Annotated in this window: 18 protein-coding genes, 1 tRNA gene, 1 pseudogene and 1 riboswitch; of the genes and pseudogenes, 18 read left to right on the top strand and 2 right to left on the bottom strand. The window is 44.8% G+C overall.

Annotated elements, in window-relative coordinates; translation table 11 throughout:
• The first annotated feature begins 17 nt into the window (after nt 1–17).
• Nucleotides 18–4598, top strand: a complete 4581-nt coding sequence (locus BLR42_RS15065) for a PolC-type DNA polymerase III (RefSeq protein ID WP_091870820.1) — start codon at nt 18–20, stop codon at nt 4596–4598.
• A 121-nt stretch (nt 4599–4719) separates the two neighbouring features.
• Here BLR42_RS15065 and BLR42_RS15060 read toward each other — a convergent pair whose 3' ends face one another.
• Nucleotides 4720–5604 (bottom strand): acyltransferase domain-containing protein, encoded by an 885-nt coding sequence (locus tag BLR42_RS15060; RefSeq protein WP_091870817.1) that lies wholly within the window; start codon nt 5602–5604, stop codon nt 4720–4722.
• 596 nt (nt 5605–6200) lie between these two features.
• On the opposite strand from BLR42_RS15060, the gene BLR42_RS15055 reads away from it, so the two are divergent.
• The 4 genes from BLR42_RS15055 to BLR42_RS15040 all read left to right on the top strand — a co-directional run bounded on the left by BLR42_RS15055 (nt 6201) and on the right by BLR42_RS15040 (nt 10021).
• The gene (locus tag BLR42_RS15055) at nt 6201–7859 is read left to right on the top strand and encodes a beta-N-acetylhexosaminidase (protein ID WP_091870815.1); all 1659 of its coding nucleotides are present in this window, start codon (nt 6201–6203) and stop codon (nt 7857–7859) included.
• 209 nt (nt 7860–8068) lie between these two features.
• Nucleotides 8069–8548: a GGDEF domain-containing protein gene (locus tag BLR42_RS15050; protein ID WP_170832808.1), complete on the top strand. Its 480-nt coding sequence runs from the start codon at nt 8069–8071 to the stop codon at nt 8546–8548.
• Nucleotides 8548–9312, top strand: a complete 765-nt coding sequence (locus BLR42_RS15045) for an inositol monophosphatase family protein (RefSeq protein ID WP_091870809.1) — start codon at nt 8548–8550, stop codon at nt 9310–9312. Before BLR42_RS15050 ends, BLR42_RS15045 begins: the two co-directional genes overlap by 1 nt.
• Before the next feature lie 19 nt (nt 9313–9331).
• The gene (locus BLR42_RS15040; RefSeq protein WP_091870806.1) at nt 9332–10021 is read left to right on the top strand and encodes an AlkZ-related protein; all 690 of its coding nucleotides are present in this window, start codon (nt 9332–9334) and stop codon (nt 10019–10021) included.
• 63 nt (nt 10022–10084) lie between these two features.
• On the opposite strand, the gene BLR42_RS15035 is transcribed toward BLR42_RS15040, so the two are convergent.
• Nucleotides 10085–10156: transfer RNA gene (locus tag BLR42_RS15035), tRNA-Glu, on the bottom strand.
• A gap of 291 nt (nt 10157–10447) precedes the next feature.
• Between BLR42_RS15035 and xylB the strand changes: the two genes are divergently transcribed.
• The 13 genes and pseudogenes from xylB to BLR42_RS23330 all read left to right on the top strand — a co-directional run.
• Nucleotides 10448–11917, top strand: coding sequence for a xylulokinase (gene xylB, locus BLR42_RS15030; protein WP_026498089.1), 1470 nt, complete (start codon nt 10448–10450; stop codon nt 11915–11917).
• Nucleotides 11918–11970: 53 nt separating this feature from the next.
• A riboswitch (THF riboswitch) is annotated at nt 11971–12064 on the top strand.
• 70 nt (nt 12065–12134) lie between these two features.
• Entirely contained in the window at nt 12135–12719 is a 585-nt protein-coding gene (locus tag BLR42_RS15025; protein ID WP_091870804.1) for a folate family ECF transporter S component, read from the top strand.
• A gap of 170 nt (nt 12720–12889) precedes the next feature.
• Nucleotides 12890–13354 (top strand): ribosome maturation factor RimP, encoded by a 465-nt coding sequence (gene rimP / locus BLR42_RS15020; RefSeq protein WP_091870801.1) that lies wholly within the window; start codon nt 12890–12892, stop codon nt 13352–13354.
• Between the two features lie 50 nt (nt 13355–13404).
• On the top strand, nt 13405–14622 hold the full coding sequence (gene nusA, locus BLR42_RS15015) for a transcription termination factor NusA (RefSeq protein ID WP_022763100.1): 1218 nt from the start codon (nt 13405–13407) through the stop codon (nt 14620–14622).
• A gap of 37 nt (nt 14623–14659) precedes the next feature.
• Entirely contained in the window at nt 14660–14926 is a 267-nt protein-coding gene (rnpM, locus tag BLR42_RS15010) for an RNase P modulator RnpM (RefSeq protein ID WP_022763101.1), read from the top strand.
• Entirely contained in the window at nt 14919–15260 is a 342-nt protein-coding gene (locus tag BLR42_RS15005) for a L7Ae/L30e/S12e/Gadd45 family ribosomal protein (RefSeq protein ID WP_022763102.1), read from the top strand. The genes rnpM and BLR42_RS15005 overlap by 8 nt, the downstream gene beginning before the upstream one ends.
• The gene (infB, locus tag BLR42_RS15000) at nt 15247–18150 is read left to right on the top strand and encodes a translation initiation factor IF-2 (RefSeq protein WP_091870799.1); all 2904 of its coding nucleotides are present in this window, start codon (nt 15247–15249) and stop codon (nt 18148–18150) included. The genes BLR42_RS15005 and infB overlap by 14 nt, the downstream gene beginning before the upstream one ends.
• 143 nt (nt 18151–18293) lie before the next feature.
• Nucleotides 18294–18701, top strand: coding sequence for a 30S ribosome-binding factor RbfA (rbfA, locus tag BLR42_RS14995; RefSeq protein WP_022761953.1), 408 nt, complete (start codon nt 18294–18296; stop codon nt 18699–18701).
• A gap of 3 nt (nt 18702–18704) precedes the next feature.
• Nucleotides 18705–19670, top strand: coding sequence for a DHH family phosphoesterase (locus BLR42_RS14990; protein WP_091870796.1), 966 nt, complete (start codon nt 18705–18707; stop codon nt 19668–19670).
• A gap of 8 nt (nt 19671–19678) precedes the next feature.
• Nucleotides 19679–20632 (top strand): tRNA pseudouridine(55) synthase TruB, encoded by a 954-nt coding sequence (gene truB, locus BLR42_RS14985; RefSeq protein ID WP_022761951.1) that lies wholly within the window; start codon nt 19679–19681, stop codon nt 20630–20632.
• Nucleotides 20633–20634: 2 nt separating this feature from the next.
• Nucleotides 20635–21591, top strand: a complete 957-nt coding sequence (gene ribF, locus BLR42_RS14980) for a riboflavin biosynthesis protein RibF (RefSeq protein ID WP_091870793.1) — start codon at nt 20635–20637, stop codon at nt 21589–21591.
• Between the two features lie 168 nt (nt 21592–21759).
• Nucleotides 21760–21948 carry a hypothetical protein gene (locus BLR42_RS14975; RefSeq protein ID WP_207648556.1) on the top strand — a complete coding sequence of 63 codons (189 nt, stop codon included), beginning with the start codon at nt 21760–21762 and terminating at the stop codon, nt 21946–21948.
• Nucleotides 21899–22187 (top strand): annotated as a pseudogene (locus tag BLR42_RS23330) (hypothetical protein); the annotation flags it as partial. The gene BLR42_RS14975 and the pseudogene BLR42_RS23330, both read left to right, overlap by 50 nt.

The raw sequence follows: 22187 nt of genomic DNA, 5'->3' as shown, positions 1-22187 counted from the left end.
TCGAAAGAGACCATCGTATGAGAAAACCATTCTTGGAGGTTTTCCAGACCTTAAAACTGGACCAACACACAAAAGAAGAACTGTCAGATGTGCAGGTTGAGAAAATATCCACCACCGAGAAAAAGGATCTCGTACGCATCTATTTATCCAGCAACCGCCTTATCGAAAAGGCGGATGTTGTAAAGGCAGAGAAGGAAATAAAAAACCAACTTTTCAAGGAGACCAACCTGAAGGTCAAGATTTATGAAAGGTTCTTTCTCTCTGCCCAGTACACACCCCAGAATCTTCTGGAGATGTACAAGGACAGTATTCTGCTGGAATTCAAGAACTATGATCCAATAGAATATACGATTTTAAAATCCGCGGACTTCTCGTTTCCCGAATCAGACCGAGTAGAACTGATTCTCGAGGAGTCTGTTATTGCTGAGAAAAAATCCGAAGACATACAGCGTATTTTGGAAAAAATCCTGAATGAACGCTGCGGTTTTGCTGTGAAAATGGGCATCACCTATAAGAAGGCGACCGCTAAAAAGAAGGAAATCGATTATTCCAAGGAGACTTCAAAACTTGCCAAGAGACTTGAAGAGGCCGAGGAGAGATCCGAGCAGAAGCACAAGGAAAAGGAAGCGGCGGCTGCTGCAAAGAAAGCAAAGGCAGAAGGAGCAGCTTCTTCCGATGCAAGTGCAGGAAAAGACGCGTCAAAGAATTCCCAGCAATCAGCCGGCAGCAAATTTGGCGGCAGTAAATTCGGTGGTGGCAGCAAGTTTTTCAAAAAGGGCACCGGCGCTGGATTCAAGCGCTCCGACGATCCCAATGTCATCTACGGAAGAGACTTCGACGAAGAGACCATCTCCATGGAAGAAATCGTGGGTGAGATGGGTGAAGTTACTGTCAGAGGAAAAATCATTAACTATGACAGACGAGACATCCGTAATGAGAAGGCTATTCTCATTTTCGCAATGACTGATTTTACCGACACCATTACTGTTAAGCTTTTCGCAAAACAGGAGAATGTGCCTGAGCTTGAGAAGGATATTAAGCCCGGTGCTTTTCTTAAGGTACGCGGAATTGCCATGGTTGATAAGTTTGATCATGAGGTATCAATCCAGAGCGTTTCCGGAATCCGCAAGATTCCTGACTTTACTGTAAAGCGCGTTGATGAAGAGGAAGTAAAAAGAGTTGAGCTTCACTGTCACACCAAGATGTCCGATATGGACGGAGTGTCTGAGGTAAAGGACATCGTCAAGCAGGCATACAAGTGGGGCATGCCCGGAATAGCCATCACAGACCACGGCGTAGTGCAGGGCCTTACCGATGCGAACCACGCCTGGGAGGATCTCTGGGGCGCGGAAAAAGCAAAGCGCAAGGAAGCGGGTGACAAGAATCCCGACAGACAGGACTTTTTCAAGGTAATCCAGGGCGTCGAGGGCTACCTCGTAGACGACTTAAAAGAGATAGTAATTAACAACAAGGGGCAGAAGCTTGAGGGTTCCACCTTTGTAGTATTCGATATAGAAACAACGGGATTTTCACCTGTTAACAACAAGATAATTGAGATAGGCGCAGTAAAGATGAAGGATGGAGAGATTCTTGATCGTTTTTCGGAATTCATCGATCCTCTTGAACCCATCCCCTTCAGAATCACCAAGCTTACCAGCATAACCGATGACATGGTAATCGGCTGTCCCACAAGGGATGAGATTATCCCTAAGTTCGTGGAGTTCTGCGGCGACGCTATCCTGGTGGGACATAATGTCAGCTTCGATATCAGCTTTATCAATGAAAACTGTAAGCAGCTTGGCATCGACGTTGACTACACAACTGTTGATACCATGGGACTTTCGAGGGCGTTTTATCCCAATCAGGCGAAGCACAATCTTGATGCACTTTGTAAGACACTGGGTGTTGTCAATGAGCACCATCACAGAGCGGTTGATGATGCGGAGTGTACTGCCAAGATTTTCCAGAAGTTCATACCGATGATTCAGAATGAAGGTGCGGACGACCTTACCAAGGTCAACGACCTCGGAGCATCGACACCTGAGCTTGTAAAGCATCTCAGGACTCACCACATCATTCTTCTTGCCAAGAATACGGTGGGACGTGTGAATTTATATACGCTTATAAGCAAATCTCACGTCGACTATTTTGCCAGATTCCCGAGAATCCCTAAGAGCGAACTGATCAAGCACAGGGAGGGACTTATTATCGGTTCGGCCTGCTGTGCGGGAGAGCTCTACGGCGCTGTTGTCGAGGGGCGCGCTGAGGATGAGATAGCAAAAATTGTAGACTTCTATGATTATCTGGAAATCCAGCCGGTTGCCAACAATCATTTCATGGTGGACTCAGAGCGCTATGAGGATATAAACTCGGATGATGATATTCGTGAGATAAATAAGAAAATCGTTAAGCTTGGCGAGCAATACAACAAACCGGTTGTAGCTACCTGTGATGCACATTTCCTTAATCCTGATGATGAGATTTACAGAACCGTCATAATGGCAGGAAAGGGAATGGCAGACGAGGAACCGGCTCCGCTTTTCGTGCGCACGACTGCTGAGATGATGGCGGAGTTTGATTACCTGGGAGCTGCCAAGGCCAGAGAGGTTGTAATAGAAAACACCCGGGACATTGTGAAGAGATGCGACAGTATTTCCCCTGTCCGTCCTGACAAGTGTCCGCCTGTCATCGAGGATTCTGACGGTATTCTCACCAGGATATGTTATGACAAGGCTCACGAAATATACGGTGAAAATCTCCCTGAGATAGTTGAGGAGAGACTTGAGAGAGAACTGAATTCAATCATAAAGAACGGCTTCGCGGTTATGTATATTATTGCGCAGAAGCTGGTTTGGAAGTCCGTGGAGGACGGGTATCTGGTTGGTTCCAGAGGTTCCGTAGGATCTTCTTTCGTTGCGTTTGCATCGGGAATTACCGAGGTTAATTCCCTCTCACCACACTATGTGTGCCCGAAGTGCAAATACAGCGATTTTGATTCAGAAGAAGTATTAAAATACGGCGGTAATTCAGGCTGTGACATGCCTGATAAGCGCTGCCCCAAGTGCGGCCATATGATGGATAAGGACGGCTTCGACATCCCTTTTGAAACCTTCCTTGGATTCAAAGGAGATAAGGAGCCCGATATCGACCTGAACTTTTCAGGAGAATATCAGTCTAAGGCGCATAAGTATACCGAGGTTATTTTCGGTTACGGCCAGACCTTCAGAGCCGGAACAATTGCGGGTCTTGCGGATAAGACTGCCTATGGTTTTGTTAAGAAGTATTATGACGGTATCGGCGTCGGCAAGAGAAGATGCGAGATCGACAGAATTACTCAGGGCTGCATCGGTATTAGACGAGGAACAGGTCAGCACCCCGGTGGTATCATAGTCCTTCCGGTGGGCGAGGATATTAACTCCTTCACGCCGGTTCAGCATCCCGCTAACGATATGACAACGGCTACAATCACGACGCACTACGATTATCACTCAATCGACCACAACCTGCTAAAGCTTGATATTCTCGGACACGATGATCCGACGATGATAAGATTTCTTCAGGATTGTACCGGACTTGATCCCAAGACAGTGCCGCTTGATGATAAGAATGTCATGGAACTTTTCATGAGTACAAAGTCGCTCAACATCACGCCTGACCAGATAGGCGGGACAAAGCTTGGATGTCTCGGACTTCCCGAGTTTGGAACCGATTTTGCTATGAACATGGTTATCGATGCGCAGCCGACATCGCTGTCTCACCTTATTCGTATTTCCGGTCTGTCACACGGAACCGATGTATGGCTTGGAAATGCGCAGACCCTTATTCAGGAAGGTAAGGCTACAATCGATACCTGTATCTGCTGCCGTGATGATATCATGATCTACCTGATCCAGAAGGGACTTGATAAGTCTGAGTCCTTCAAGATCATGGAGGCGGTTCGTAAGGGAAAAGTTGCCAAGGGTAAGGAGAGCAACTGGGAAGCCTGGAAAAATGATATGAAGGAGCATGATGTCCCGGATTGGTACATCTGGTCCTGTGAGAAGATCAAGTACATGTTCCCTAAGGCGCACGCTGCAGCATATGTTATGATGGCGTGGCGTATAGCTTACTTCAAGGTTTATGTACCACAGGCCTTCTATGCGGCATGGTTCTCGATAAGAGCTAAGGCATTGAACTATGAGCACATGTTCCAGGGTGAAGGCACTCTTCACATGTGGATGACTGAATACAGAAACAAGGGCGATGAGATGACTAACGCCGAGCAGAACGAGCTCGCAGCTATGAGACTTGCGGAAGAGATGTACGAGCGTGGCATCGAAGTTATGCCTATCGATATCTTCAAGGCAGCCTCCAGATCTTTCACAGTCTGGGGTGACAAGATAATGCCCAGCCTTCTTAGTATCGACGGCCTTGGTGAAAAAGCTGCCGACCAGATCGTAGAAGCAGTTAAGGACGGCCCCTTCATTTCAAAGGATGACTTCAAGCAGCGCACAAAGTGCCCTCAGGCTGTTGTCGACAAAATGGCTGAGATGGGACTTCTCGGAGATATCCCCGAGTCCAACCAGATCAGTATATTTGACTTCATGATGGGTGGCTGATGTGTATTAGTGGATGCATTTTTGTTGTAATTGCGATAGGTAATGTGCATAAAACAGTGCAGTGGTAAGTAGAAGCATAAGAGAAAGAAATCCAAAGAGCAAGATGTTATAAGATCAAGTATTATAAAAATATTCGTTTCAAGCTTCCTTTTGCACATCCTACTTTACCACCATCCATCAGATATTTCTTCATGTTTCTTTGAAGAGTAGTGTTTTCTGGGAGAGATTTTAGCCATAGAGATTCAGTACTATTATTTAATATCTGATGCCTGAGCTGCTCATTTGATCCTTGCTGTTCAAGCTGCCCGTCTGCTATTTTCCTCTCAAACTTATCTTGATTAGTAAGACTCTCTATCTGTCCGCCCGCAAGCTGATATACCCACTCCAGGAAGTCCATAGGCTCAGGATCAACTTCATCAATATCAAATGCATTCTGGAATCGTATGATACGCGAATCAGGAGACAACAGTTCCTTCAAAGCAGGCGACAACAGCCAGCTATCAAGAAGAATAGTATCTGAATCAGCTTCCGGATAATACTTCCTGAAGAAATCTTTTGCAGCGGCGACAGACTTATTTAACAGCTCAGCCTCAAGTCGAGCATCCGACGGAATGTGCATACTGAGAGAACTACTTTCTTCTACCAGTTCATATTCCAGCTCACCAATTCTGAAAAGCTTTGCTTCCGCCTGCCTTGTGGTCCAGAAGGCTCTGTCATAGCCGTAGCTTTCATAGGAAGTATGATACTCATTTACAAACCTTGAAAAACACGCCATCGTCGCTATGAATATCTCTTCGGGAAAAAGCCTCCATGCACCGTTATCCCGGCTCCTTACAGATATCAGAAGATGTTCGGTAAGACTCTTTACTCCTGGAAGCGTTTCCTCACCTGTTTTTGCACATAAAATGACAGCATCCAAGACTTCTTCCGGCATTCTGATTTTTTGAAGGAGTGATAGTAATGAGGATTCTTCATTTTGCGTCAATACGGTTTTTCTTTCCAACATTTTGTTCTCCACTTTGTATTGTCTGAAAAACTTTATATAAGCCAATATCTGAATTTATATATCAGACATTATTATTTCATAATAACGAATTTTTATAAACTATATTTCAAATTGATTTCATCATGATAAGATATCTATATAACTAAGTTAAATCAAGGAATAGATAGAGTCAAATGCCTTGTTGTATGTTCTTCGTGCTGAATTATGCTTACCAAGATAAATGCTGTTTACCGATTATCTTGGTATAAGAAACTTCAATAGTTACCAAGAAAAAGTCTAAATTGCAAATATCTTGGTGAAGTCTACTGAAGTCATTACCAAGAAAGATAGAAATAACAAATATATGGGTACAAATCAAACAAGTTACAGCCAAGAAAAATAGAAAACAACATATATCTGGGTAAAGGTCATACAAAAGTATACCAAGATAAACAAAAATTAAAGACAATCATGGTAGCAACCATCAAAAAGAGTACCAAGAAAATTGCAAATCAATTCTTTTCTTGGTAATAACCGACATACATCAAGAAAAACATTGTCGCTAAAAAACTCACATCAAGAAAAATATAGATTAACCATGAAAGAAAGGAGCCTCCATGAGTATCACAAAACTTCGCGAACTGGGTGTTATGGTAGATTGCTCGAGAAATGCAGTCCTGAACATAACTGCATTAAAGGAGCTCATAAAAATATGCCATGAATTTGGCTATGACTACATAGGACTCTATACCGAGGATACAATAGAGGTGACAGGTGAGCCATACTTTGGACATCAAAGAGGCCGCTATACAAGAGAAGAAATACAGGAAGCCGATACCTATGCGCACAGCCTTGGCATGGAGCTTCGGCCCTACATTCAGACACTGGCTCACATCAATCAGATTACCGGATACTCTGAATACAGCGAATGCATAGATGTCAATGACATCCTGCTTGTTGGGAATCCGCGCACGCAGGAACTTATCGATAACATCTTGAAAACCGTCTCCGAGACTTACTCCACACAAAAAGTGAATATCGGAATGGATGAAGCTCACATGGTGGGACTTGGAAAATATCTTGAACTTCACGGCTATCGGAACAGGGTTGATATCATCCTTGAACACCTTGAGCTAGTTGTGAAAATATGCAAAAAGTACGGCTTGCAGCCCCAGATGTGGAGCGACATGTTTTTCAGACTTCTTACAGCTGGAGCATATGGAACGGAAAACAGCGAAGCTGCCAAGGAACTATCTGAAAATCTGTCCAAAATTAAAATTCCGGACGGACTTGAGCTTGTCTATTGGGATTATTACAGTACAGATGAAAAACACTACGAGATGCTCCTGGATCAGCATAAGGCTCTCACCTCAAATATCTCATTTGCAGGCGGCGCCTGGAGATGGATGGGCTTTGCGCCTTACAATTCCTACAGCCTTCTTATTACAAAGGCGGCAATAAAGGCCTGCCTCTCAAAAGATATAGATTCTGTAGTAATGACTGCCTGGGGAGATGATGGCACCGAGTGCAGTATTTTTGCGGTACTGCCTGTGCTCTATGAAGCTCCAAGACTTGGCGGAAAACTACCTACTGACAACAATTCCGGTTCCAAGGAAGACAAAGTGCAAACATTTACAGCCATCACCGGTTACACGCTTGAAGAATTCATGCTCCTTGACCTTGTTAATCCAAACTGCGAAGGTAAAAAGAAAAACAACCTCTCCAAGATACTGCTTTTTAACGATCCGTTGCTTGGCTCCTTTGACAGCCTTGTTCCGGACGGCATCTCTTCTTACTATGAAAAAACTGCCCAGAAACTTTTCGATGTAACCCGAAAAGGTGAGCGTCGCTTTGACCATATTTTTGATTCAATGGGAAAACTCTGCCTGATATTAGCACATAAAGCGGACCTTGGATGCAGACTTAGAAAGGCCTACCAGGCAAACAACACACAAACGTTAAAAGTCATAGCAAAAGAAATCCCGCAAATAATCAATCTCCTCGATGACTTCTATGAAGCCTTCAGAAAGCAGTGGCTCTATGAAAACAAATCTTTCGGCTTCGAGGTTCAGACAGTCAGAATCGGAGGCTTAAAACAACGCCTTTCAGATATAGCACTATACCTGGATGAATACCTGGCAGGAAGACTGTACAAAATAGAGGAGCTAGAGACCAAAGTGCTTCCTGTGGGCTACACCCTTGAGGGAGATTCAGCAGACGAGGCCGAATTTAGCAGTTATCAGAAACTTGTAACCACAAGTAGACTTTCATGGTGATTGTTTTCATAAAACTTTAATTTGAGCATTTTGTTTGCACGATAGTATACTTATATTACGGAATTTTGATAATGAATAACTATGTTCACTAAAAGCATCAACGTGATTTAGGGGGCAATGAAGCATTATGTTCATGAACATGAAAAGAGCCAAGCTGACGGCTTGGAAAACACAGTGGAAAAAACAGAGTAATAACTTCGAGGTATTCAGTGGAAAATCCTATTTTGGAGATTCAGGATCCGCTCACTCGTGTTAAGAACAAAGTCGCTTTTGAAAAGACAGAGGAATCTTTGAATCTGGATATACAGCACGGAGCAGCCAATTTCGGAATAGTTTTGATCAGCCTTAAAAATGTGGATGAGATTAATAAAAAGCATGGACAGGATAAGGGCGATGAGTATATCTTAGGTTCATGCAAGTTAATTTGCGGAGTGTACATCAACTCCCAGGTTTACAGAATTAAGCCGACAGAATTTGCAGTAGTCATATCAGGCAGTGATTACTATGAGCGAGGCGAACTAATGGCTGAGCTTTCGGATGCATTCAGGCGGTCGGTTGAAAGCAGCGATAATATCCCCTGGCACAGGTATGAGGTTTCCATCGGAATGTCTGTATATGAGGAAAATGACAAAGACGTTTCGGAGGTTATCAACCGCGCCGAGGAGCCTCTTTTGAAAGGAATGGAATAATGATTGAAGACATAATAAATATTGCGCGCAAGGCCGGAGACATAATGAAAAATGCCGAGCGCCCCAAGATAACAGAGAAGGCCGGGCATGCCAATTTTTGCACAGAGACGGATGAAAAGATTCAGGCGTTTCTTATAGAGAATCTGCAAGAAGTGCTTCCCGAAGCCCAGTTTCTCGGAGAAGAGGATGGTCAGGACGAGTTTACAGCAAAAATGGAAAAAGGCTACTGTTTTGTGCTTGATCCGATTGACGGAACCTCCAATTTTATTTATGAATACAGACCGTCAGTGGTTTCTATAGGCCTTTTGAAGGATGGAAAACCGCATATGGCAGTAATCTATAACCCGTTTGATGACATGATGCTTTCAGCACAGGCGGGACAAGGCGCATACATGAACGGCGAAAGAATAATGTCTACCGAGGCACCGCTTTCTGATTCGCTGGTGGTATTTGGCACAGCGCCTTACTACGCGGGGCTTCAGGAGAGAACCTTTGAGATAGCAAAGAAGATTCTCCCTCTTTGCGTAGACCTACGAAGATCCGGAACCGCGGCGTGGGATATGTGCTGCGTCGCTCTTGGCAGATGCGCTTTATATTTCGAGATGAGAGTCCAGTTATGGGACTATGCTGCGGCTGCGCTTATAGCACAGGAAGCCGGTTGCACGATTACCGATATCGATGGAAAACCGCTCGAATTCAGGGGGCCTACCTCAGCACTTTGCAGGGCGAGAGGAATCAAGGAGATTCCTGAGTGCTTTTTCTGAAAAGCAAAAGGGAGGAAGTATGACATTTTCAGATGAATTCGTAATAAGCTCAATGGATGATCTTATGGCCATCATCGATGAAATGGGTTTTGTTCCGTTTTTCGAAAATGAGATAGAGGGCTTTTCAATTGAGGAGCACATTGATCCGAAATGTTGGTACGGCGGAAGTGACAGCTTCTGGGATGCCTGGGAGTGGAAGGGTCCCGTCATCAATAAGATGAAGTGCGCCTACGGGAAATTCCTTAAAGGCAAGGCTATGTATATCAGCTCCAAGTGGTTTCCGGATTTTGCTAATTTTCGCAGAGACGGCTATGATTTCGATGCCAGATATGATGACGGACTTGCTTCCTACCACGACAAGGAACTGTTCGAGCTGATAGATGCCAATGCACCGATTCTCTCAAAACCGCTGAAGAAGCTCGGCGATTACGGTAAGGGCGGCAAGAAGGGCTACGATACCATGATCACAAGACTTCAAAAGCAGTGCTATATAATCACCAGTGATTTCAAGTACGCGACGGATAAGTTTGGCAACCAGTACGGCTGGGGAATAGCAGAGTATACAACTCCCGAGAAATTTTTCGGTAAAAAATTCAGAGATAAAGTCTACAAAAGAACACCCGAGGAATCCTACGAAAAGATTCTCGGGCAGTTTTCAAACATTCTCCCTAAGGCAGATGAAGCCGACTTACGGAAAATATTAAAATAAACAATAAAAAATCCAAACTACTTGGTAGTTTGGACGATAGGGTTGGGCTGTTTACACAGTCAGTAGCTCGTAGCGGAATCGAACCGCTGATTCTGCCGTGAGAGGGCAGCGTCTTAGCCGCTTGACCAACGAGCCATATTGTTTATTTGTTGTCGCCTTTCGTTTGGCGACTTGATTATATTATTACAACTTCCAAAATAATGCAAGTACTTTTTTGAAAAAAATTAAAAAAAATTTCAAAAGGCAAAAAAGGCAAAAAATGTTATTGCAACAATTAGGAATTAAAAAGCAAAAAGTGTAATGCCAAGATAGACAAAAAACATTATAATTATCATTGTGCGATAGTGTCGTTGGGGATGACTTTTCACCGGGACATATGGCATGAAAAAAGTAAAAAAAGACACAAAAGAAATTGGGAGGTTACATATGCTTTACATAGGTGTAGATCTTGGAACATCATCGGTTAAGCTTGTACTCATGGATGAGACAGGTAAGATTCACGGCACAGCCACAAGGGAGTATCCTTTATATTTCCCGCAGCCCGGTTGGTCAGAGCAGAAGCCTGAGGACTGGTACACACAGGCTGTAGAGGGACTTAAGGAACTTCTTAAGGATGTTGATAAGTCACAGGTTGCCGGCATCAGCTTTGGTGGACAGATGCATGGTCTTGTTATTCTTGATGAGAATGACAACGTTATCCGTCCCGCAATCCTTTGGAATGACGGCAGAACTCAGAAGCAGGTAGATTACCTTAATAACGAGATCGGTAAGGATAAGCTTTCCGAGTACACAGCAAATATTGCTTTCGCAGGATTCACAGCTCCTAAGATTCTCTGGATCAAGGAGAACGAGCCTGAGAACTTCAAGAAGATTAAGAAGATAATGCTTCCCAAGGATTATCTTGCATATAAATTCACAGGAACTTTCTGCACAGATTACTCTGATGCATCAGGGATGCTCCTTCTTGACGTTAAGAACCGCAAGTGGTCTGAAGAGATGTGCAAGCTTTGCGACATCACTACAGATATGCTTCCGGGGCTTTATGAGAGTTATGAGAAGGTTGGCGAGCTCACAGCAGAGCTTTCTTCCGAGCTTGGACTTAAGAGCGGCGTAGTTGTGGCAGCAGGTGCAGGCGACAACGCAGCAGCTGCTGTTGGAACAGGTACAGTAGGTAACAACAAGTGCAACATTTCACTTGGAACCAGCGGAACAATTTTCATGTCCTCCAATAACTTCGCAGTGGACAGCAACAATGCGCTTCATTCCTTTGACCACGCAGACGGACACTTCCATCTCATGGGCTGCATGCTCAGCGCAGCAAGCTGCAACAAGTGGTGGAATGATGAGATTCTTAAGACCAAGGATTATGCAGCAGAGCAGAAGGGTATTGAGAAGCTTGGCGAGAACCACGTATTCTTCCTTCCTTACCTTATGGGTGAGAGATCTCCCTGGAATAATCCGAATGCCCGCGCTACTTTCACAGGCATTACAATGGATACCACAAGAGAGGATATGACTCAGGCAGTGCTCGAGGGCGTTGCTTTCGCTACAAGAGATATGTACGAAGTTGCCAAGAGCATCGGCGTTAAGCCCGAGAGAACTATGATCTGCGGCGGTGGTGCTAAGAGTCCTCTCTGGAGAAAAATGATTGCGAACATTCTTAATATAGAAGTAGATGTTCCTGTTTGCGAAGAGGGACCAGGCATGGGCGGCGCTATGCTTGCCATGGTTGCATGCGGCGCTTACGCAAGTGTTGAGGATGCTGCGGCTGCTATCGTTAAGGTTGATAAGACCGAGAAGCCTGATCCCGCTCTTGTTGAGAAGTATGAGGCAAGATATCAGCAGTTCAAGAACATTTATCCTGCACTCGCTGACACTTTTGATAAGATTATCTGAACGTATTGACGGGACGAGGTTTATTGGTATAATTAGTCTCGTAAACAAAAACAAGCAGAGTAGAATCCGGTGCGTTAAGTGCCATCTGGACAGGGACTGCCAGAAGGACGAAGGGCAACCGCGGTGTCGGATTCGGTTCCCACTGTAGCATATCGAATGTGTTGTAATTTCAGACACCTCCTTGTGCATACTGTGGAATGCATTAGGAGGTGTTTTTATGCAGAAAAATGTAACAGTTAATGAAGCAAATGAGATCAGTGTAAACAGATGGCTCAGATCCCTGAATGAGTTCAAGAGCCTACGAAACGTAGTGTTCTGCGGAATGATGGCTGCTGTAGCGATCATCCTCGGCTATGTAGCTACCATCAGAATCGGTCAGTTTATCAGAATCGGTTTCTCGGGACTTCCGAATCAGGTTGTGGACTATCTCTTCGGACCTGCGGTAGGTGCTATCTTCGGAGCGGCGCTTGATATCATCAAGTGGTTTTTACAGCCCTCAGGCGATTTCTTCCCGGGCTTTACAATCAGTGCGGCTCTTGGCGGAATTATCTATGGCTTCGCTTTTTATAAAAAGAACATAACTTTTCCGAGAATCTTTGTGGCTCAGCTTATTGTCAAAGTATTCGTAAATATCGGACTCAATTCACTCTGGCTCAAGATGCTTTACGATCAGGCGATAATTGCGATGCTTCCGGGAAGAGTATTATCCAATGCAATAATGCTGCCTATAGATACTTTTATCACTTATGCAATGCTCAAGGCTATAGAGAGAACAATCAAGCCTATGATGCAGGGACTTTGATGGATACGGGCTTTACACAATCTTTACTTGACAAAAAGCAGCAGTGGTGCTACATTACACTTGTAACTTAATAATAATTCAGACTAGAAGTGGACTTGCAAGAGTCCACTTTTTCTATGCAAGTGCATTTGTAAAGAATTCTATGTACCATTGCATAAGAGGTATATCCTATGTCCAGAAGAGAAGAAATAGAGAACAAGACAGAAGCTCTTCTTAAACCAATAGTTGAGAAGAACGAAGTTCGAATCTACGACGTCGAATTTGTTAAGGAAGCGGGACAGTGGTACCTGCGAGCTTACATTGACAGAGATGGCGGAGTTGATATTAACAAATGCGTGGATGTCAGCCACGAGCTCTCCGATGCTCTTGATGAACATGACTTCATCGACGAGGAGTACATCCTTGAAGTCAGTAGTCCGGGACTTGGCAGAGCACTTAAAAAGGACAGACATTTTGAGAACAGCTTAGGCCAGGAGGTTGACGTCAAGCTTTACAAGGCTCAGGACGGCACCAAGGAGTTCACCGGAAATTTAAAGAGTTACGATTCCGATACAATCACAATCGAAACTCCCACCGGAGACAAAACATTCATTAGAAAAGAAGTTTCAAGCGTTAAGCTTACGCTGGACTTTTAACATTAAATATGTATATTCACAAACTTTCATAGATCAAGGAGAAAAAAACTATGAGTAAAGAATTGATGGACGCACTCGATTTGCTTGAGAAGGAGAAGAACATAAGCAGAGATTCTCTGTTTGATGCTATCGAGAACTCACTCATCACTGCCTGCAAGAACAACTTTGGCAGAGCTGAGAACATCCGTGTTGAAGTTGATCGCGATACCTGCGATTTCAGATGCTTCGCAGACAAGGAAGTTGTTGAGCTCGAGGACGACGTAATGGATCCCCTTCTTGAGATCTGTCTTGATGATGCACATAAGATCGATCCCAAGGCGCAGATCGGCGATATTGTTGCGGTTTCACTTAATTCCAAGGAATTCGGACGTATCGCAACACAGAATGCGAAGAACGTAATCCTTCAGAAGATCCGCGAGGAGGAGAAGGACGCGATCTACAGCGAGTATTATGAGCATGAGCATGACATCGTTACAGGTGTAGTTCAGAGATTCATCGGTAAAAATATCAGCATCAACCTTGGTAAGGCTGACGCTATGCTCAATGAGAACGAGCAGGTTAAGACTGAGCACTATCGTCCCACAGAGCGTATCAAGGTTTACATTCTTGAAGTTAGAAACGGAAACAAGGGTCCCAGAATTCTTGTATCCCGTACACATCCCGATCTCGTTAAGAGACTCTTCGAGCAGGAAGTTGCTGAGATTCAGGATGGAACAGTTGAGATTAAGAGTATTGCCAGAGAAGCCGGCAATCGTACAAAGATTGCTGTTTATTCCAATAACCCCAACGTTGATGCGGTTGGTGCCTGCGTTGGTGTGAACGGAAGCAGAGTTAACCTTATTGTTGATGAGCTCAACGGTGAGAAGATCGATATCGTTAACTGGGATGAGAACCCCGGAAACCTTATTCAGAATGCACTTTCACCTGCAAAGATTGTTGCAGTTTTCGCTGATCCCGATGAGAAGAGCGCAAAGGTAGTTGTTCCTGATTACCAGCTCTCACTTGCAATCGGTAAGGAAGGTCAGAACGCAAGACTTGCTGCACGTCTTACAGGTTATAAGATTGATATCAAGAGTGAGACTCAGGCTAAGGATGCTCCCGGATTCCGCATCGAGGATTACATGGATGATGAGGAAGAGTACGATGAGTACGAGGAAGGCGAGTACACCGAAGAGGGTGAGTACGCCGAGGACGGAGAATACGAAGAGGCTGAGTACGAGGAAGAGGCTGCAGCTGATGCTGAGGAAGAGACTTCCGAGGAAGAGTAATTACAGAATGCTTCATTACTATATATAAAGGATAATTATGGAAAAAAAGAAACCTATGCGAAAATGCGTCGGTTGCGGAGAAAGCAAGGAAAAAGCGATGTTGATCCGCGTTATCCGGGATACGAACGGAGAGATTCATTTGGATCCGACTGGACGTGCGAACGGAAGAGGCGCTTATGTATGCAGGGATGCCGGGTGTCTTGAGAAGGCCATCAAGAGAAAAGGTCTTGAGAGATCACTTAAGGTCAGCATTCCGGAGGAAACTCTGGAACAGTTAAAGAAGGAGCTTGAGGTAAATGGATGAAAACAAAATTTACTCTCTGCTCGGATTATGTCAAAAGGCAGGAAAACTTGTAAGCGGTGAGTTTGCGGTTGAGAATGCCATAAAGAGCGGGAAAGCCTGTATGGTTATTGTGAGCAGCGATGCTTCAAATAATACGGGCAAGAAATTCCGGGATAAATGTGATTATTATGATGTGCCGTTTTTCATGTTTGGGGACAAAGAGAAGCTAGGACATGCGATCGGCAAAGAAGTTCGAACGAGTATTGCAATCACGGACATGGGATTTGCAAAAAGCTTTCAGAAGAACTTACGCGTAGATGAATTGTACGGAGGAAATGCGAATGTCGAAAATTAAAATATCCGAACTCGCTTCGGAACTTGGTGTTGAAAGTAAGGAGCTTGTGGCATACCTGCAGGAGCAGGGTGTTGAGGCTGCAAAGAGATCAACAAGTTCAGTCGAAGACGATGATGCGGAGAAGGTAAGGAAACACTTCGGAAGCGGAAAGGCAGATGCTAAAAAGGAGAAGGCTGAGGCTCCTGCAAAGGAAGTAAAAGAGCAGGCAGCTTCAAAAGAGGATGCGTCAAAAGCTACTTCTTCGTCCGATGATAAAAAGGCTCAGAAGCCCCTTAAGAAAAAGCCCGAAGGTGAAGGTGCGGTTAAAAAGAAGAAGAATATCATTTTTGTAACCAACCCCAATAACTCAAAGAACGGCAATTTCCAGGGTAACCAGAATAATCAGAATCGCGGTACCCAGAATAAGAACCAGAACCGTGATAATAACAGAGGAGGTCAGAAACAGGGTACATTTGCCCGTTCACAGAATGTATATCATCCGATCAAGCCTTTGACAGCACCGTCACAGCTTGAGTCTTATAACACAGATATACCTAAATATCAGGAGACTGCAGCAAAGCCTGCTAAGGTAGAGACACCTAAAACAGAACCTGCTAAGAAGCCTGTACAGGCAGCAGAGACACCTGCAAAGCCTGTAGCAGCAGAGGCACAGCAGAAGCCTCAGACTGAGAATCGTGAGAACCGTGTAAACCGCGAGAATCGCGATAACCGTGATAACCGTGAGAACAGAGGCGGAGAACTCAGAAGAGGAGAAGGAAGAGATCAGGGCGGCCAGCAGCGCAGAGGCTCTCAGAACGACAGAAGAGGTGCAGCTCAGGGTGCTCCCCGTCAGAATATGGGCGGAGCAAGACCCGGACAGGGCGCACAGGGAAGACCCGGCGACCGTCAGCAGGGCAAAGGAAAAGATTTTGCAAAAGGACAGGGAAGAGGTGGATTTGACGCAGCTCCCTTGAACGAAGGCGGTAAGGGCGAAGGAAAGAGACGCTCCGGCCAGGATAAGGATAAGAGATCTAAGAAAGATCATATTTATGAAGAGAATGAAGAGATGATGCCCAGAAGTAAGAGGGTTGGTCGCTTCATTAAGCCTGAAGTTAAAAAGGTAGAGGAGCCTGAGGAGCAGATCAAGGTTATCACAATTCCTGAGAAGCTTACGATCAAGGAACTCGCCGATAAGATGAAGCTTCAGCCTTCAGCTATTATCAAGAAGCTCTTCATGGCAGGCCAGATCGTTACCGTTAACTCAGAGCTTTCATACGAAGATGCTGAGAATATCGCGATCGATTATGATATCATCTGCGAGAAGGAAGTTCAGGTAGACGTTATCGAGGAACTTCTTAAGGAGGAAGAGGAGGATGAGAGTCTTCTTACATCCAGACCTCCGGTTGTCTGCGTAATGGGTCACGTCGATCATGGTAAGACATCACTTCTTGATGCTATACGTGACACAAGCGTTACAGATAAAGAGGCCGGTGGTATCACACAGCGTATCGGTGCTTATCAGATCAAGGTTCAGGATAGAAAGATCACATTCCTTGATACACCCGGACACGAAGCTTTCACAGCTATGCGTATGCGTGGTGCAAATTCTACAGATATTGCAGTTCTCGTTGTTGCAGCGGATGACGGTGTTATGCCTCAGACAATCGAGGCTATCAACCATGCTAAGGCTGCAGGCGTTGAGATAATTGTTGCTGTCAACAAGATTGATAAGCCCAGTGCTAACGTTGACAGAGTTAAGCAGGAGATGACAGAGTACGGTCTTATTGCTACAGATTGGGGCGGATCAACAGAGTTTGTTCCTGTTTCAGCTAAGACCGGCGAGGGTATGGATGTGCTTCTTGACACAATCCTTATCACCGCTGACATCCTTGAGCTTAAGGCTAACGCAAATCGTGAGGCAAGAGGTCTTGTCCTCGAGGCTAAGCTTGATAAGGGTCGCGGACCTGTTGCTAACGTACTTGTACAGAAGGGTACACTCCATGTGGGAGACTTCATTTCTGCAGGTGCATGCTCCGGTAAGGTTCGTGCGATGATAGATGACAAGGGTAAGAGACTTAAAGAAGCTAAGCCTTCACAGCCTGTTGAGATTCTCGGTCTTTCAGATGTTCCGGGAGCAGGAGAGGTATTCCTTGGACACCAGAGTGACAAGGAAGCAAAACAGTATGCTAACACATACCTTCAGCAGCAGAAGAAGGATCTTATCGAGGAGACCAAGGCTAAGATGTCACTCGATGATCTGTATTCCAAGATTGAGGAAGGTAAGTTAAAAGAGCTTGATATCATTATCAAGGCTGATGTTCAGGGTAGTGTGGAAGCTCTTAAGGCAAGTCTTCTTAAGCTTTCAAATGACGAGGTTGTAGTTAAGGTTATCCACGGCGGTGTAGGTGCCATCACTGAGTCTGATGTATCACTTGCCGCTGCATCCAATGCGATCATCATCGGATTTGACGTTCGTCCCGATGCGGTTGCAAAGAGCACAGCTGAGCACGAAGGCGTAGAGATCAAGCTTTACAAAGTTATCTACCAGGCTATCGAGGATGTTGAATACGCTATGAAGGGTATGCTTGCTCCTGTATACGAGGAGAAAGTTATCGGACACGCTGAGATCCGTCAGCTCTTCAAGGCATCTAAGGTTGGTAATATCGCCGGTGCTATCGTTACTGACGGTATGGTCCAGAAGGATTGCAAGGTTCGCATCTCCAGAGATGGTGAGCAGATATTCGAAGGCGATCTTGCAACTCTTAAGAGATTTAAGGATGATGTCAAGGAAGTTAAGGACGGCTACGAGTGTGGTATGGTATTTGACGGCTTTGACCAGATCAATGTAGGCGATATCGTAGAAGCATACATCATGGTCGAGATTCCTCGTGAGAAGTTAGACAAGAAATAACAGCCTTCCCCTTGGGGGCGCAAAAAATAAAAGCCTTCCCCTTGGGGGCGCTCGACGTCCGGGGGACGTCGGTCCAGCGCGGACCGAAGCGGAGCGTAGACAAGGTGGCACGAAGTGCCGGATGAGGGGCATGGAGTAAAAATATGAGAAAAAACAGTATAAAAAATATCCGTATAAACGGTGAAGTACAAAAGGTCATATCTGAGGCAATCAGATACAGCAAGGACCCCAGGATCAGCCCCATGACATCCGTTATGGATGTCGAGGTTGCACCTGATCTTAAGACTTGTAAAGTATGGGTTTCCGTAATGGGCAACGATGAGGACAGACTCCGCACGGAGGAAGGCCTCAAATCCGCTGCCGGCTACATCAGAAGTACAGTAGCCAAGGAACTCAATATGCGTTACACCCCCGAGCTCAGATTCATCATGGATGATTCAATTGAGTATGCCATCAATATGTCGAAGAAAATTGACGAAGTTGCAGCAAAAGACGCAGCTGCAAAGGCAGCAAGGGGAGAAGTGGACGAAGAACCCACAGAGGAAGAATAATAGATGAGAATAGATGAACTCGTAAAGGATGCCAAAACTATCGGAATCGGTGGTCATATCCGCCCCGACGGAGATTGTGTTGGCTCTACAATGGCATTATATCTCTATTTAAAAAAGCATTATCCGAATCTCAAAGTGGACGTTTTTCTTGAAAAGATTCCCGAGAGCTATAAGATAATCGAAGCTACTGCTGAGGTTAAATCGGACTTTAAGACTGACGTTGACAGCTATGATATTTTCTTTGCCCTCGACTGTGGAAAAGAAAGACTCGGAGATGCTGAGAAATTCTTTGATGCCGCAAAAAAGACAGTTAATATAGACCATCATGTCAGCAACGAAGGAACAGGTGATGAGAATTATATTGTTCCCACAGCCAGTTCAGCGTGTGAGCTTGTTTATGATTGCATTGATAAGGACAAGCTTGACGCTGAGATAGCCAAGGCCATCTACATGGGAATAATAACGGATACCGGTGTTTTCAAGTATTCAAACACATCACCCGCAACCATGCAGGTGGCTTCAGATTTAATAGGCTACGGCTTTGATTTTGGAAGCCTTATTGATTCTGTATTCTATGAGAAGACATATGTTCAGAACCAGATAATGGGACGAGCACTTCTTGAGAGCATGCTTTTTATGCACGGAGACTGCATCGTGAGTGTGGTATCCAGACAAACGATGGATTTTTATCACGCTGAGTCCAGTGATCTCGATGGAATAGTAAGCCAGCTTCTTCTGACAACAGGTACGGAGTGTGCAATTTTCATGTATGAGATCGGAAGCCTTGAGTACAAAGTCAGCCTTCGCTCCAAGGGAAAAGTGAATGTTGCAAAGATCGCAGAGCTTTTCGGCGGTGGCGGACATTCAAGAGCTGCGGGCTGTACCATGAACGGAACCCAGCATGATATAATAAACTCACTTTCAGAGTATATTGAGAGAGATTTGAAGGGCGTTCTCGCTGCAAACTAAGGGGTTATATGTACAACGGACTGATAAACGTATACAAGGAGGCTGGCTATACATCTAGTGATGTGGTGGCACGCCTCCGTGGCATTTTAAAAATGAAAAAGATCGGACATACAGGGACTCTGGATCCGGATGCGGTCGGAGTCCTTGTTATTTGCCTGGGGAACGGGACAAAGCTCTGTGACATGCTCACGGATCATGACAAAGAATATATCGCCGTCTGCAGACTTGGAGTGACGACAGACACTCAGGATATGTCGGGAAGAGTGCTTTCCGAGAATGAGGTCAATGTCACAAGTGAGCAGCTTCACGAAGCGGTTAAACGCTTTGTAGGTGAGTATGACCAGATTCCGCCCATGTATTCCGCAATTAAGATAAACGGTAAGAAGCTCTATGAGCTTGCAAGACAGGGCAAGGAAGTCGAGAGAAAGCCAAGAAGAATCAAAATAGAGGCTATAACAATTCTCGATGAATCCCACCTTCAGGATGAGCACGTTTTCACAATGGAAGTTAAGTGTTCAAAGGGAACATATATCAGAACCCTTTGCAACGATATAGGTGAGGCTTTGGGCTGCGGCGCAGCAATGGAGCATCTTACAAGAACGGCTGTAGGAAGCTTCCATCTCGAGACTGCGCACACACTTGATCAGATTGAGCAGCTTCGCGATGAAGGAAAAGTGGATACGATAGTTGCCTCAACTGAGAGCCTTTTCAGAGACCTTGACTATTGTATTGTTAAGGACAGCTTCAGACGTATGCTTGAAAACGGCAACAGCTTCAAGGTGGAGAATCTTGTAAGTGAAGCTCCCGAGGATGAGCAGGATTTTGTAGAACCCGAAAAGCTCTATGCTGACGGCACCAGAGTGAGGGTATACGCTGAGGACGGCACATTCTTTGGCATTTACAAATGCGACGGCAGAACCGGCCAGTTCAAGGTGGAGAAGTTTTTCTATACGGAGAGGTAAAAATGCGGATAATATCCGGAACCACACAATTTAATATAGAGGATAAAACCGCAGTAGCCATCGGTAAATTTGACGGAGTCCACATGGGGCATCAAAAGCTCCTAAAACATATCCTTGATAAGAAAGACCAGGGTATGAAGGCGACGATCTTTACCTTTGATCCGCCGCCGGCTGTATTTTTCTCACAACTTATGGCAAAAAATGAGAATGAAAAAAAGGATATCATTTTATCCCAGCTTCTCACAAAGGATGAAAAAAGGCGCAAATTCGAGGAGCTTGGAGTCGATATCCTTGTGGAATTTCCGATGAATACGGAGACAGCACGGACGGCGCCGGAGGATTTTGTCAGAAAAATCCTTCATGAGCAGATGAATGCAGCCTATCTTGCAGCAGGGGATGACTTATCCTATGGATACAAGGGAAGAGGCGATTTTGCTCTTTTAAATAAGCTTGCACCCGAACTCGGCTACAGAACTCACGCCATAAAAAAACTTCAGATGTTCGGAAGGAATGTTAGCTCAAGCTTTATAAAAGAGGAAATACTTCAGGCTGAGATGGAGCGCGCATCTGAGCTTCTGGGAGAACATTACTATGTGGGAGGCTTTGTCGAACATGGCAAAAAGCTTGGCAGAACAATTGGCTTTCCTACGGTAAATCTGCTCCCGCCTTCTGAAAAGTGCCTGCCACCTTTCGGGGTATATTTTTCTGAAGTCAGAATTGATGGCAGAAAATATCATGGAATGACCAACATCGGACTTAGGCCGACGGTTTCCGACAGCGGACAGGTGAGCGTTGAAACTTATATCTATGATTTCGACGAAGATATTTATGGAAAATATTTAGAGATTGCACTTTTGACTTTCCATAGAAAAGAACAGAAATTTTCTGGTGTTGAGGCATTGAAGGGGCAGCTAAGGCTTGACCTTGACGCTGGAAGAAATTTCTTCGATTATGAATGACAGTTAGGGTTGTTTCATGAAGCAAAATAAATATAGGGTCTTTTAGCGATGAAACTTAGAGGGAAAAGCATTATACAAAAGTGCTTTTCCCTCTTCCTTTTTCTGCTCTGTAGAGGTATAATATACCTAAAGTATAGGTATACGCCACCTATACGAAAGGAGGAAGGTATGAAGACTGAAAAAGTATATCCAGAATGGGTTCAGGCACAACGCGTTAAGGGGACTACCATCAAGAAAAAAGGTGATTCATATTACCTGTACAAGCGTACATCGAAAAGGGTTCCGGGGAAAAAATACCCCCCAGCCTGTGGATACCTATATCGGGCTGATTACTCCGGATGGTCTGGTAGAGTCTAACAGAAAGATACTCTCTGTTAATGATGTGGAAGTTTATGAGTTTGGCTTTTCCAGGGCAATAGAACTGCTCTGTCCTGATGAATGGAAAAAGCCACTTGGTTCCAAGTGGAGGGCAGTTCTTGATTATATAATCAGCAGGGAATCCTCCGAAACCTACATAAAAAAAGAAAGGACGATTTTAACCGAACTTGATGAGCATGTTCAGTACGGTGCACAGAAGGGAATGCTGATAAGACGTA

It is taken from the genome of Butyrivibrio sp. INlla16 (genome assembly GCF_900104155.1).
Lineage (GTDB): Bacteria > Bacillota > Clostridia > Lachnospirales > Lachnospiraceae > Butyrivibrio.
Note: the sequence above shows the minus strand (reverse complement) of the source record. Positions and strands in the feature narration are given on the sequence as shown.

What these genes read in the sequence shown, in the direction of transcription:
- BLR42_RS15065 (WP_091870820.1), top strand. Translation starts at nt 18, where the DNA reads ATGAGAAAACCATTCTTGGAGGTTTTCCAGACCTTAAAACTGGACCAA.
- rbfA (WP_022761953.1), top strand. Translation starts at nt 18,294, where the DNA reads ATGAGAAAAAACAGTATAAAAAATATCCGTATAAACGGTGAAGTACAA.
- BLR42_RS15045 (WP_091870809.1), top strand. Translation starts at nt 8,548, where the DNA reads ATGATTGAAGACATAATAAATATTGCGCGCAAGGCCGGAGACATAATG.
- BLR42_RS15055 (WP_091870815.1), top strand. Translation starts at nt 6,201, where the DNA reads ATGAGTATCACAAAACTTCGCGAACTGGGTGTTATGGTAGATTGCTCG.
- infB (WP_091870799.1), top strand. Translation starts at nt 15,247, where the DNA reads ATGTCGAAAATTAAAATATCCGAACTCGCTTCGGAACTTGGTGTTGAA.
- BLR42_RS15025 (WP_091870804.1), top strand. Translation starts at nt 12,135, where the DNA reads ATGCAGAAAAATGTAACAGTTAATGAAGCAAATGAGATCAGTGTAAAC.
- xylB (WP_026498089.1), top strand. Translation starts at nt 10,448, where the DNA reads ATGCTTTACATAGGTGTAGATCTTGGAACATCATCGGTTAAGCTTGTA.
- nusA (WP_022763100.1), top strand. Translation starts at nt 13,405, where the DNA reads ATGAGTAAAGAATTGATGGACGCACTCGATTTGCTTGAGAAGGAGAAG.
- BLR42_RS14990 (WP_091870796.1), top strand. Translation starts at nt 18,705, where the DNA reads ATGAGAATAGATGAACTCGTAAAGGATGCCAAAACTATCGGAATCGGT.
- BLR42_RS15005 (WP_022763102.1), top strand. Translation starts at nt 14,919, where the DNA reads ATGGATGAAAACAAAATTTACTCTCTGCTCGGATTATGTCAAAAGGCA.
- BLR42_RS15060 (WP_091870817.1), bottom strand. Translation starts at nt 5,604, where the DNA reads ATGTTGGAAAGAAAAACCGTATTGACGCAAAATGAAGAATCCTCATTA.
- rnpM (WP_022763101.1), top strand. Translation starts at nt 14,660, where the DNA reads ATGGAAAAAAAGAAACCTATGCGAAAATGCGTCGGTTGCGGAGAAAGC.
- BLR42_RS14975 (WP_207648556.1), top strand. Translation starts at nt 21,760, where the DNA reads ATGAAGACTGAAAAAGTATATCCAGAATGGGTTCAGGCACAACGCGTT.
- ribF (WP_091870793.1), top strand. Translation starts at nt 20,635, where the DNA reads ATGCGGATAATATCCGGAACCACACAATTTAATATAGAGGATAAAACC.
- truB (WP_022761951.1), top strand. Translation starts at nt 19,679, where the DNA reads ATGTACAACGGACTGATAAACGTATACAAGGAGGCTGGCTATACATCT.
- BLR42_RS15040 (WP_091870806.1), top strand. Translation starts at nt 9,332, where the DNA reads ATGACATTTTCAGATGAATTCGTAATAAGCTCAATGGATGATCTTATG.
- rimP (WP_091870801.1), top strand. Translation starts at nt 12,890, where the DNA reads ATGTCCAGAAGAGAAGAAATAGAGAACAAGACAGAAGCTCTTCTTAAA.